Source organism: Actinokineospora enzanensis DSM 44649 (assembly GCF_000374445.1).
Classification (GTDB): domain Bacteria; phylum Actinomycetota; class Actinomycetes; order Mycobacteriales; family Pseudonocardiaceae; genus Actinokineospora; species Actinokineospora enzanensis.
Window position 1 is genome coordinate 192,156 of record NZ_KB894406.1, and the last position, 11,552, is coordinate 203,707.

Below are 11,552 nucleotides of genomic sequence, written 5' to 3' on the forward strand. Positions count from 1 at the left end.
CAGGTGGGGGTGTCCTCTGACGGTGCCACGGTGGTCCGGATCGGCGAGAACGCGATCTTTCGGTTGCCTGGCGGCGGTGTCGCGAGGATCGCGCGGACGGGCCAGGTTTCGGCCGCTCGTCGGGAGGTCGCCGCGGCCGGGTGGATGGAGCGGGCCGGTGTGCCCGCGGTTCGGCTCACCGAGCCTGCCGCTCAGCCGGTCGTGGTGGATGGTCGGGCGGTCACGTTCTGGCGGGAGCTGTCGGCGCACGAGCATGGGACGCCCCGGCAGGTGGCGCTCGCGTTGCGCAGGTTGCACGATGTGCCGCCGCCCGGCGACATCGGGCTCGGTGCCATCCAGCCGTTCGTTCGCCTGGCGGAGCGGATCGCTCGGGGTTCCACGCTGGGTGAGGACGACCGCTCATGGCTGCGCGACCACCTGGCCGAACTGGAGCAACGCTGGAGCCTGCGCCCGCCGGGCCTGCCGGAGTGCGTCGTGCACGGGGACGCCTGGGCGGGCAATGTGGTGTCGCTGGCGAGTGGGGAGATCGTCTTCCTCGACCTGGAACGCACCGCGATCGGGTCGCCGGAGTGGGATCTGGTGCATACCGCGATCAAGTACGTCTCGTTCGGGTGGATCGGCGAGGACGAGTATCGGACGTTCAGCGAGGCATACGGCCACGATGTGACCGGGTGGGCCGGGTTCGAGTTGTTCCGGGACATCCGCGAGTTCCGGATGACGTGCATGGCGGTGCAGGTCGCCGCCGAGGAACCGGACGCGGTCGGGCAGGCTTTGCACCGCGTCAGGTGCCTGCGGGGCGAGAATGGGCCGCGTCCCTGGTCCGGTTGGTCGGCAGTGTCCTGACCAGGTGAAGGTCAGTCCTCGGGGAAGAACGAGATCATGTCGAGGGTGGCCTGCGGCGGTTCCGTGCCGACCCAGTACCCCGGCCCCGTGCGGGTCTCCCAGGCCAGGTGGTGTCGAGCGATGGCGTCGATGAAGTCGGTGGCCAGGCGGCCTGCCTCGTAGAGGTCCTGGTCGGTGGTCTGGGAGCTGGCGCCGACGATCAGGCCCCGGACTTCGGCGGAGTGGCCGTGGCGGAAGCCGCCGGTGCCGCACAGGTGTGGGTCGACCAGTACGGCCTCGCCGTAGTTGCGGCCGAGCCTGCGGTGTCCGGCGGCCTTGGCGGCGGCGTTCGCCAGGAATCGGGGGCCGTCGGCGCCGATCGTGAGGGCGGCCAGGACGGCTCGGGGATCGGGGAGCCAGGTGGGGGCGGTGGGGTCGAGCAGGATGAAGGCCATGCAGTCGCGCTTGTAGTGGCCGCGCGGCCCGGGAGCCTCGTGGTGGCGTTGGATGCTCTCGGCGCGGGCGCGGCCCAGGGCAGCGAGCAGGTCCGTCAGCTCGGTGTCGGTGAGCATGTAGTCGTACGGGTTGGTGCGGACCTTGACGCGGACGGACAGGGGGACGGTCAAGGGTCGGCTCCTTCTGACGCGGGTGCTGAGGTCACCGACGATCCTTACAGGACCGATGATCGCGTCCGATGTGGACCCCTGATAGCGGGGCCCGCCCACGGCGGGCGGGCCCCGGGGATCAGTAGGCGAAGGCCTGGATCTCGTTCACGCGGGCGATGTTCGGCAGGGTGCTGGTGCCCACCTTGGCCAGCACTCGCACGCCGCGCGTGTTGCGGGGGGCGAACCAGGTGTTGACCGTGGCCGACGTGTTGTAGTTGTAGGTGGCGACCGTGTCCCACCACTGGCCGTTCTCGTTCAGGACCTGGATGTCGAAGTCGCGGAGTTCGGCGGACTTGGTGGTGTACACGGTGATGTGGCCCACCTTCTGCAGGTCCGGCCAGACCACCTGGATCCATTCCGGATTGACGAGCATCGAGCGGTTGGCGCTGAGCCAGCTGTGCTGGCAGCCGAACGCCGTGCTGTTGTCGCCGTCGTTGACCACCGCGGGACGGTAGTGGTCGTAGGTGGACGAGGCCGTGGCGGTGCCCGCGCGGGCGTGGTTGACGACCGTGGGTGGCGGGGCGCTGGGCGGGGTCGTCGACGAGGTGTCGGGGACCAGGTAGGTCGTGCCGGAAGGCGGGCTGGGCGGGGTGCCGTAGCACGGGTCCCAGGTGCCCGTGGTCTGGGGCGTGGTCGGCACGGTGGTCGAGACGGTGCCGGACACGCTGGTCCCGGGGGTGGTCACGGAGGTGGTCAGGGTCGTGGTGGGTAACGCGGTGGTGGCGGCGGGTTCGGGGGCCGCGGTCGCGGTGGGGACGAGCACCGCGAGGGCGGCGATACTGGCCAGGGCCAGCGCCGGGGGGAGGTATGCGCGGGCAGGGTGGCGCATCGGGGTTCCTCTCGGAGTGGGACGCGGACATTCGGGACGGTACGGGTGAAGCTACCCAAGTCGATCACCCGGAGAAAGAACCTCTCGATACCACCGCGACCGTCCACAATCACACTCGCCGAGAAGCCGGGCCCCCGGCGCCACCGGCGCCGGGGGCCGCGACTCAGCCCCGGGCGAACCCGTCCAGCTCCGCCGCCGTGTCGTCGGCCAGCCGGGCGCGGAGCTTGTCCGCCGCGGACTCGTCCGCGCCCTCGGCCAGCGTCGCCGTGCGGCGGATGGACAGGTCCACGCCGCCGTCCGGGCGGGCCGTCAGGCGGTACTCGCCGGTCAGCGACTCGACCCCCTCGTCCAGGTCCGCGATCCGCTTCACCACGATCTTCCGTTCCGGCAGCGACACCCGCCGCCACAGCGCGGTGTCCTCGGTCGACGCCAGCGCCCGCTCGAACAGCGTGGACGCGGGCCCCTCGAACGCGCGGGTGGCCGTCGCCTCCACGGTGTCGCGGCGCAGGCGGGCCAGGTTCTCGCCCAGCTGCTTGAGGTGCGCCAGCTGTCGCGGCACGTTGCGGTCCAGGTCGGGCAGCAGCTTGTCCAGGATCGCCGCCTTGTCCGCTGGCACGTCCAGCGAGTGCACGACCCGGACCCGGGTCACCGCGCCCTCGGTGGTGAACGTCCACTCGCCGCGCATCCGGGTCAGCGGCGGCTTCGGGGTGACGTGCTGGAACACGATCCGCAGCGCCGCGCGGTCGAGCTCCCGGCTCACCTGCCAGCTGCGCACCCCGTCCCCGTCGAGCACGTACCGCTCGACCACGGACGCGCTGATCACCTCGGCGTGCAGGTGCGTCGGGAACCATTGCGGTGCCCGCTCGACGTCCGCGACCAGGTCGAACAGGTCCTCGGCTGGGGCGGCGACGGTGAGCTCGTGCGTGTTGTCTGTCATCGGGGTCTCCGGCTCAGTGGAATCGGCTCGGTGTAATCGGCTCAGGGGGATCGGCTCAGTGGAATCGGGCGGCCGGACCCAGCGGGTCCGCGGTCAGGATCGGGTTGTCGCGCACCGCGGGCGCCAGCGCGACCTCCACGGCCTTGACCAGGTCGTCGTCCAGCACGGTGTCGACCGCGGCCAGGTTCGCGGCCAGCTGCTCCGGCCGGGACGCGCCCGCGATGGCCGAGGCGACCGCCGGGTTGCGCAGCACCCAGGCCAGCGCCAGCACCGGCAGTGTCAGCCCGGCCTCGGCGGCCAGCGGCACCAGCCGGTCGACCGCCGCCAGCACGATCGGGTCGCGGTAGTTCCACCGGTCGATGGACATCGCGCCGATCTTGAGCGAGCCGCGGCTGCCCTCCGGCGCGTCGCCGCCCGCCCGGTACTTGCCGGTCAGGATGCCGCCCGCCAGCGGCGACCAGGCGATCTGGCTGATGCCCAGCTCCTGCGAGGTGGGGATGACCTCGCCCTCGATCACCCGCCACAGCAGGTTGTACTGCGGCTGGTTGGACACCAGCGGGGTGCGCAGCTCGGCGGCGATCTTCGCGGCCTCGCGCAGTGCCGGGGCGGGCCACTCGGACACGCCGAAGTAGCGGACCTTGCCCGCGCGCACCAGGTCGGCGAAGGCCACCACGGTCTCCTCGACCGGTGTGTCCGGGTCGTAGCGGTGCGCCTGGTAGAGGTCGACGTAGTCGGTGCCGAGGCGGCGCAGCGAGCCGTCGATCGAGTCGAGGATGTGCTTGCGGGACAGCCTGCCCTGGTTGGGGTCGGGCTTCTTCGAGCGGCCGACCTTGGTGCACAGCACGATGTTCTCGCGCGGGTGCGCGGCCAGCGCCTCGCCGAGGAAGGTCTCGGCGGCGCCGTCGGCGTAGACGTCGGCGGTGTCGAAGGTGGTGATGCCCGCCTCGACCGCGGCGTCGATCATGCCGCGGGCGGCGTCCAGGTCCAGCTGGTCGCGGGCGGTGATGGAGTTGCCGTAGGCGAGCGCCGAGACCATCAGGCCGCCTGCGCCCAGTCGGGTGTACTTCACGGTGCTGCTCCTGGGGTGATCACGAGTCGAGCGACTCAGGGGTTGGCGGCCCGGCGGGCCAGGACGACGTGCACGGGCAGCTCCCCGACCCGGTCCTCGGTCTCCACCTCGAACCCGGCGCGGGCGAACATCTCCCGGTAGGCGGCGAGCGGGTGCGCCTCCCCGCCCGCGGTGCCCGCGAGCATCATCAGCGACAGCCCGTGCGCGGCGTGCTCCCGCGCGGGCGGCAGCTCGCCGGTGGCGAACCCGGTCAGCACGACCCGGCCGCCCGGCGCGACGACGGCGGCGACCCGGCGCAGCAGCTCGACGCCGCGCTCGCGATCGAACATCGGCAGCAGGTTGGCCAGCACCACCAGGTCGTACGGGCCGCCGAGATCGGCGGTGAACGCGTCCCCGGCGACCGTGCGCACCCGGTGGGCGACACCGGAACGTGCGGCCTGGGCGGTGACCGCGGGCAGCACGCTCGCCCAGTCCAGCGCCACGACCCGGGCGGCCGAGTGCGTCCGGGCGAACTCACAGCCGAACAAGGCGTTGCCGCAGCCCAGGTCCAGCACGTCGAGCGCGTCCCGGCCCTCCGCCCAGTCCGCGGTGGTGGCGAGAAACTGCTTGCAGGTGGCCGCGGCCACGAAGGTCGAGTCGGCGGCGAAGTCCACCCAGTACGGCAGGTCCGGTTCGGTCAGTCCGGCGTGGGCGCCCGCGTGTCCATTCCGGACGGTGTCGGCGAGGTCCAGCATGGCCGACCACTCCCAGTCGGCGGCGACCAGCTTCGCCGCGCCGCCCGCGTACTGGGGGCTGGTGCTCACCAGCAGGGTCTCGGCGCCCTCGGGGGCGCTGTAGGTGACGCCGTCGGAGTCGAGAAGCCCTTGGGAAGCCATGGTTCCCAACAGGATCCGGGTTCCGCGCTCGTCGAGTCCCAGTTCGACGGCCACCTTCTCCGGTGTGGTCGGGCCTGCGGCCAGCGCGTCGTAGATCCGCAGCCGGATCGCGGCCCGCAGCACGGCGGTCCGCTTGAACGCCTGCAACGTCTCCAGCAGCGTCTGCCGGGTGATCGGGGCGGTCATCAGGCACTCCTCTCGGCGGGTCGCTCGTCCGCGGTGAACAGGTCGGTCCGGACCCGGATGGCCCGGTTGCCGAAGGCGATCTTGTCCAACATCAGCCGGAACAGCGGGCTGCGGGACATCACCGACGCCAGCGCCGGGCGCACCACGGAGGACACCCGGCCGGTGGACAGCATCGCCTTGCTCTGGATGGTCTGGATCTTCAGCATCCGGTCGATATCGGGCTTGCGGACCCGCACGTACGCGTCCAGGTCGGCCGCGGTGACGACGGCGTCGCCGGTGTTCTTTCCCAGCACCCCGACCAGGACCGGGTGCGCGGCGACCGCGTCCTGGATGGCCAGGTTGATGCCCTGGGCACCGATCGGGCTGAACGTGTGCGCGGCGTCGCCGACGAGCAGCAACCCGTCCCGGGCCCACTCCCGCGCGTTCGCCGCGTACACGTCCAGCAGCGTCAGGTCCCGGAACGAGGTGATCTCCGCCGCGATCCGGGCCGCGTGCGTCGGCACGGCCGCGATCAGCCGCTGCTTCAGCTCGTCGAACCCGGACGCGGCCAGCTCCTTGTACGCGCCGTGCGGCAGGCACCAGCCCAGCTGCACCGCGCCCGACGACGCGTACGCCAGCACCGGGTTGCCGCCCGCGCGGAACACCCGCACGTCGGTCGGCAGCCCGTGGCTCCCGCTCAGCTTGAACCAGAGCACGTCCTGCGCGAACGCGTCCACCCGGCCCCCGTCGATCCCGGCGAGCACACGCACCTTGGAGCTGCGCCCGTCCGCACCGACCACACAGGACGCTCGGATCGTGTGCTCACCATCCTGTTCTCGGACGACCACACCACGAACAGCACTGTCCTCAGCGACCAGAGCGGTCACCTTGGCACCCTCGCGGTAGGTGAATCCGGGGTGATGGGCGCATTCGTCGAGCAGCGCCGACAGCACATGCGGCTGCGGGATGCTCAGCAGCCGGTTGTACGGGCCGGGCAGCCCGCGGTAGTCGGCATCGATCAGCCGCCTGCCGTTCTGCTCCAGCACGAACCGGTCGTGCGGGTGCCCGCCCCGGGCGAGGGCGGGCGCCAGCACGCCCAGGGCGTCGAGCAGGGCCTGGCCGCCCGGCTGCAGGATCTCGCCGCGGAACTCGCGGTCGAGCGAGCGGGACCGCTCCACCAGCACCACGTCCAGCCCGGACCGGGCCAGCAGCAGTGCCAGGGTGGTCCCGGCGGGGCCTGCGCCGACGACGCAGACGTCGGTGGTGTGGTCGGCCACGGTCGGGCCCCTTCCGGGAGTGGTGGGATGGGTCTCAGAGATCGAGGGTGACGCCGTACTCGGTGAGCCAGCGGTTGAGCCAGAGCGCCATCTCCAGGCCGCCCCGGTCGTAGGGCATGCTGGTGGCGCCCTCCGGCTTGGCCACCTCGCGCCGGGCCTTGTCGATGTCCAGCAGCGGCAGCACCGGCGAGTTGCGGTCGGCGAGCACACCGGCCAGCTCGCGGCGCAGCACCCGCGCGTACGCCGGGTCCTGGGTGGCCGGGTAGGGCGTCTTGACCCGGTTGGCCACCACCTCCGGCAGCACGTCCTTGACGGCCGCGCGCAGCAGGCTCTTCTCCCGGCCGTCGAACGACTTCATCGCCCACGGCACATTGAACACGTAGTCGACCAGCCGGTGGTCGCAGAACGGCACCCGGACCTCCAGGCTGACCGCCATGCTCATCCGGTCCTTGCGGTCCAGCAGGGTCTGCACGAACCGGGTCAGGTTGAGGTAGGTGATCTCCCGCATGCGCCGGTCGGTCTCGCTCTCGCCGGGCAGCTGCGGCACCTCGGCCAGCGCGGTGCGGTAGCTGTCGGCGCGGTAGGCGGGCAGGTCCAGCTTCTCCAGGAACCCCTTGTCCAGAAGGGACGATCCGCCGAAGTAGCGGGATGATCCCTTGGTCAGCCAGGGGAAGGTGTCCGCGCGCAGCGCCGCCGGGTTGCGGAACCACTGGTAGCCGCCGAACAGCTCGTCCGCCGACTCGCCGGACAAGGCCACTGTGGAGTGTCCACGGACGGCCTTGAACAACAGGTACAACGACGGCCACATGTCGCCCCAGAACGCGGGCGGGGTGTCCACCGCGGTCAGCACGGCCGCGCGTACCGCCGGGTCGGACAGTCGGGCGTTGTCCAGCACGATGTCGTGGTGGTCGGCGCCCACGTGCCCGGCCAGCGCGGCGATGAACGGCGCGTCCGGCGCGGGCCGCACCGCGTCCGGCTCGAACCGCTCGGCCGAACCGGCGAAGTCCACCGAGAACGAGCGCACCCGGCCCCGGCCCTGCTCGGCCAGCGCGGCCGCGGCCAGCGAGGTGATCGCCGAGGAGTCCAGGCCGCCGGAGAGCAGCGTGCACACCGGCACGTCGGAGATCAGCTGCCGGTCCACGATGTCCACCAGCAGGCCGCGCACGGTGCTGATCGTGGTGTCCAGGTCGTCGGTGTGCTCGCGCGCGGTGAGCTGCCAGTAGCGGCGCTTGGTGAGCCCGCCGCGGCCGATGCGCACCAGCGAGCCGGGCCGCACCTCGTGCATGCCCGCGAACACCGCCGCCTCCGGCGTCTTCACCATCTCCAGGACCTCGCACAGGCCCTCCGCGCCGACCCGGCGGCCCGCCATCGGGTTCGCCAGGATCGCCTTGGGCTCGGAGCCGAACAGCACCCCGTCCCGGGTGGGCTGGTAGAACAGCGGCTTCACGCCCATCCGGTCGCGCACCAACAGCAGCTCCTCGCGCGCCACGTCCCACACCGCGATGGCGAACATGCCGTTGAGCCGCTCGACGAACTCCTCGCCCCACTCCAGGAACGCGTGCAGCACCACCTCGGTGTCGCTCGCGGTCCGGAACCGGTGACCCACGCCCTCCAATTCGGTGCGCAGCTCCCGGAAGTTGTAGATCTCACCGCAGAACGACAGCGCGGCCAGCTCGCGGCCGTGCGTGCTGGCGGTCATCGGCTGCGCGCCGCCCGCCAGGTCGATGACCGCCAGCCTGCGGTGGCCGAGGGCCACGTGACGGTCGATCCACAGCCCCTCCGCGTCCGGGCCGCGGCAGGCCATGGTGTCGGTCATCGCCTGCGCGACGGCGCGGCGGTCGGCGAGGTCGCACCCGAAGTCGACCCAGCCCGCGATCCCGCACATGGGGTTTCTCCTTTCCGGCGAAGTGAGTTGTCCGAGAACCCGGCGGCGCCGCGCCCCCGAGTCGTCCACAGTGGACGTCGGGCGGCGCGGCGGCCGCGCGGGTCAGACCGTCTCGGCGAGCGTGTTGTTGACCGCGTCCAGCAGCTCGGCGGGGGTGTTCGCCTCGGTGATCGCGCCGTCCGGCAGCCGCACGCCCAGCTCCCGCTCGATCCGGCTGACGGTGTTCAGCAGGGCCAGCGAGTCGTAGCCGAGGTCCTCGAAGGTGACGGTCAGGATGTCGCCGTCCAGGGTGATGTCCTCGTCCTCGCCCGCGCTCTCGCGCAGGGTGTCGACCAGCTCGGTGATGGTGAAAGCGCCCATGTCGGTGATGCTCCTTCTGGTGTGTGCGGTGTCTTGGGAAAGTCAGGCCGCGCGGCGGACCACGACGGCGGAGTTGAAGCCGCCGTGGCCGCGGGCCAGCACCAGGGCGGTGGTCAGCGGGGTCTCCCGGGGGGTGTCCCGGACCAGGTCGATCGGGTGGCCTGCGGGCCGCTCGATGTTGACCGTCGGCGGGATCACACCGTCCCGGATGGACAGCAGCGCGGTGGCGACGTCCAGCGGCCCGCCACCGGCCAGCAGCCGCCCGGTCATGGTCTTGGGCACCGTCACCGGCACCCCGCGCGGGCCGAACACCTCGGCGATCGCGGTGGCCTCGGCCGCGTCCAGGTGCGGCACGCCCGCCCCGTCGGCGAACACGACGTCCACCTCGCGCGGGCTGATCCCGGCGTCGCGCAGCGCCTGCTCGATCGCCCGGCGCAGCCCGGACGGCGCGTCGCTGCCCGGCGCCGGGTCGAAGGTGGCCGAGTGCCCGGCCAGCACCCCGTGCACCTCGTGCACCGGGTCGACGCCCCGGCGCGCCACGTGCTCCGGGTGCTCCATGATCAGCAGCGCGCCGCCCTCGCCGGGCACGTGCCCCGCCGCGCGCCGGTCGAACGGCAGGAACGCCGCGGCCGGGTCGGTGGCGTCGGTGAGCCTGCCGGAACGGATCTGGCACAGCCAGCCCCACGGGCACAACGAGCCGTCCACCGCGCCCGCCACCATCAGGTCGGTGCCGGTGCGGATGTTGCGCCGCGCCTTGCCCAGCGCGTCCAGGCCGCCCGCCTGCTCGGCCACCACGGTGCCGCTGGCCCCGCGCAGCGCGTGCCGGATGGAGATCTGGCCGCTGTTGACCGGGTAGAACCAGGCGAACGACTGGTACGCGCTGACGTACTCGCCGCCCTTGCTCCACAGCGCCTCCAGCTCGCGCTGGCCGAACTCGAACCCGCCTGCGGACGCGCCGGTGATCACCCCGGCGGCGTACTCGGGCAGTTGGTGCGGGTCCACGTCGGCGTCCTCGAACGCCTCGGCCGCGGCCAGCAGCGCCAGCCGGGTCATGTGGTCGGTCTGCGGCATCAGCCGGTTGGGCAGCGCGGAGAAGTCCGCGTCCACCTGCCCGGCCAGCTTCGCGCTGTACCCGGCCGGGTCGAACCGGGTGATCTCGGCCAGGCCGGACTCGCCGGACAGCACCGCCGCCCAGTACTCCTCGACGCCGATCCCGTTGGCGGCCAGCACGCCCAGGCCGGTGATCACCGGCGCGACCCGCAGGTCCGCCTCGGTGCGGTTGGCGTGGTGCGCGGGGGAGACGCTCATGCCCGCCACCCCGGCTTCGTCACGACCAGCGCGCTCTGGAACCCGCCGAACCCGCTGGCCACGCTCACCACCGTGTTCACCGGCAGCTCGCGGGCGATGTTCGGCACGTAGTCCAGGTCGCACTCGGGATCGGGGTTGTGCAGGTTCGCCGTCGGCGGCACCACCGAGTGCTCCACCGCCAGCACGCACGCGGCCGCCTCCAGCGCGCAGATCGCGCCGAGCGAGTGGCCGATCATGGACTTGATGGAGCTGATCGGCACCCGGTAGGCGTGGTGGCCCAGGCTGCGCTTGAACGCGCCGGTCTCGTGCCGGTCGTTCTGCTTGGTCGCCGAGCCGTGCGCGTTGACGTAGTCCACATCGGCCGGGTCCAGCCGGGCGCGGACCATCGCCGCGCTGATCGCGTCGGCCATCTCCAGGCCGTCCGGGCGCAGGCCGGTCATGCTGTAGGCGTTGCAGCGGTTGGCCGAACCGGCGAGCTCCGCGTACACCCGGGCGCCGCGCCTACGGGCGTGCTCGGCCTCCTCCAGCACGAACATGGCCGCGCCCTCGCCGAGCACGAACCCGTCGCGGGTCGCGTCGAACGGGCGGGACGCCGTGGTCGGGTCGTCGTTGCGCGCCGAGGTGGCCTTGATCGCGTCGAAGCAGGCCACCGTGATCGGGGAGATGGACGCGTCCGACGCGCCCGCCACCATCACGTCCGCCGAGCCGTCCAGGATCTGGTCCATGGCGTGCCCGAGCACGTCGATGCCCGAGGTGCAGCCGGTGGACACGATGCCGACCGGGCCCTGCGCGTCCGCGAGCCAGGCCACCTCGGCGGCCATGGACGACGGGACGTAGTAGTCGTACAGGTAGGGGCTGGCGTGCGACTCGTCCACCAGCCAGGTGCTGCCCTCGTCGCTGACGATGGCGTACTCGCGGTCCAGGCTGGTGGTGGCGCCGCAGGCGGTGCCCACCATCACCCCGGTCCGCTCCGGGACCGACTCGCCCAGGATGCCGCTGTCCTCCAGCGCCTCGCGGGTGGCGACCACCGCGAACTGGGTGGTGCGGTCCCACTTGCGGATCTGCCGCTGGCTCAGCCCGCAGGCCACCGCGTCGAAGTCGATCTCCGCGGCGATCCTGGACCGGAACCGCGAGGCGTCGAAGCTGGTGATCGCCCGGGTCGCGGTACGGCCGTCGGTCAGCATCTGCCAGAACTGCTTGGTGCCCACGCCGCCGGGGGCGACCACTCCGATCCCGGTCACCACCACGCGCCGGGATCCGAACGCTGCCGTCACAGTTCCTCCCTCCGTGCCCTCGGCCACGGGGCGGGCCGATGTCGTGATCCACTCTCGGTCGGCCGTGTCGAGGCCGATCGGAGAGC

Annotated in this window: 11 protein-coding genes; 1 reads left to right on the forward strand and 10 read right to left on the reverse strand. The window is 72.2% G+C overall.

Annotation, left to right across the window (positions count from 1 at the left end; genetic code table 11):
• Positions 1-9: 9 nt before the first annotated feature.
• Positions 10-843, forward strand: a complete 834-nt coding sequence (locus C503_RS0107785; protein WP_245572428.1) for a phosphotransferase family protein — start codon at positions 10-12, stop codon at positions 841-843.
• Positions 844-854: 11 nt separating this feature from the next.
• Here C503_RS0107785 and C503_RS0107790 read toward each other — a convergent pair whose 3' ends face one another.
• The 10 genes from C503_RS0107790 to C503_RS0107835 form a co-directional block, all read right to left on the reverse strand.
• Positions 855-1,448, reverse strand: coding sequence for a hypothetical protein (locus tag C503_RS0107790; RefSeq protein ID WP_018681626.1), 594 nt, complete (start codon positions 1,446-1,448; stop codon positions 855-857).
• A 118-nt stretch (positions 1,449-1,566) separates the two neighbouring features.
• Complete coding sequence (locus C503_RS0107795) at positions 1,567-2,316, reverse strand: galactose-binding domain-containing protein (RefSeq protein ID WP_026316073.1); 750 nt, start codon at positions 2,314-2,316, stop codon at positions 1,567-1,569.
• A gap of 163 nt (positions 2,317-2,479) precedes the next feature.
• Entirely contained in the window at positions 2,480-3,253 is a 774-nt protein-coding gene (locus C503_RS0107800; RefSeq protein WP_026316074.1) for an aromatase/cyclase, read from the reverse strand.
• A gap of 55 nt (positions 3,254-3,308) precedes the next feature.
• Entirely contained in the window at positions 3,309-4,322 is a 1,014-nt protein-coding gene (locus C503_RS0107805; RefSeq protein ID WP_018681627.1) for an aldo/keto reductase family protein, read from the reverse strand.
• Positions 4,323-4,357: 35 nt separating this feature from the next.
• The gene (locus C503_RS0107810) at positions 4,358-5,383 is read right to left on the reverse strand and encodes a class I SAM-dependent methyltransferase (RefSeq protein ID WP_018681628.1); all 1,026 of its coding nucleotides are present in this window, start codon (positions 5,381-5,383) and stop codon (positions 4,358-4,360) included.
• A complete protein-coding gene (locus C503_RS0107815; RefSeq protein ID WP_018681629.1) occupies positions 5,383-6,639 on the reverse strand; it encodes an FAD-dependent monooxygenase in 1,257 nt (418 codons plus the stop codon). The genes C503_RS0107810 and C503_RS0107815 overlap by 1 nt, the downstream gene beginning before the upstream one ends.
• Before the next feature lie 34 nt (positions 6,640-6,673).
• Entirely contained in the window at positions 6,674-8,524 is a 1,851-nt protein-coding gene (gene asnB, locus C503_RS0107820) for an asparagine synthase (glutamine-hydrolyzing) (RefSeq protein WP_018681630.1), read from the reverse strand.
• Positions 8,525-8,626: 102 nt separating this feature from the next.
• Positions 8,627-8,884: an acyl carrier protein gene (locus C503_RS0107825; RefSeq protein WP_018681631.1), complete on the reverse strand. Its 258-nt coding sequence runs from the start codon at positions 8,882-8,884 to the stop codon at positions 8,627-8,629.
• Positions 8,885-8,926: 42 nt separating this feature from the next.
• Positions 8,927-10,192, reverse strand: coding sequence for a ketosynthase chain-length factor (locus C503_RS0107830; protein ID WP_051114775.1), 1,266 nt, complete (start codon positions 10,190-10,192; stop codon positions 8,927-8,929).
• The gene (locus tag C503_RS0107835; RefSeq protein ID WP_033400372.1) at positions 10,189-11,466 is read right to left on the reverse strand and encodes a beta-ketoacyl-[acyl-carrier-protein] synthase family protein; all 1,278 of its coding nucleotides are present in this window, start codon (positions 11,464-11,466) and stop codon (positions 10,189-10,191) included. Before C503_RS0107835 ends, C503_RS0107830 begins: the two co-directional genes overlap by 4 nt.
• Between the last annotated feature and the right edge of the window lie 86 nt (positions 11,467-11,552).

What these genes read in the sequence shown, in the direction of transcription:
- C503_RS0107795 (WP_026316073.1), bottom strand. Translation starts at nt 2,316, where the DNA reads ATGCGCCACCCTGCCCGCGCATACCTCCCCCCGGCGCTGGCCCTGGCC.
- C503_RS0107800 (WP_026316074.1), bottom strand. Translation starts at nt 3,253, where the DNA reads ATGACAGACAACACGCACGAGCTCACCGTCGCCGCCCCAGCCGAGGAC.
- C503_RS0107810 (WP_018681628.1), bottom strand. Translation starts at nt 5,383, where the DNA reads ATGACCGCCCCGATCACCCGGCAGACGCTGCTGGAGACGTTGCAGGCG.
- asnB (WP_018681630.1), bottom strand. Translation starts at nt 8,524, where the DNA reads ATGTGCGGGATCGCGGGCTGGGTCGACTTCGGGTGCGACCTCGCCGAC.
- C503_RS0107825 (WP_018681631.1), bottom strand. Translation starts at nt 8,884, where the DNA reads ATGGGCGCTTTCACCATCACCGAGCTGGTCGACACCCTGCGCGAGAGC.
- C503_RS0107830 (WP_051114775.1), bottom strand. Translation starts at nt 10,192, where the DNA reads ATGAGCGTCTCCCCCGCGCACCACGCCAACCGCACCGAGGCGGACCTG.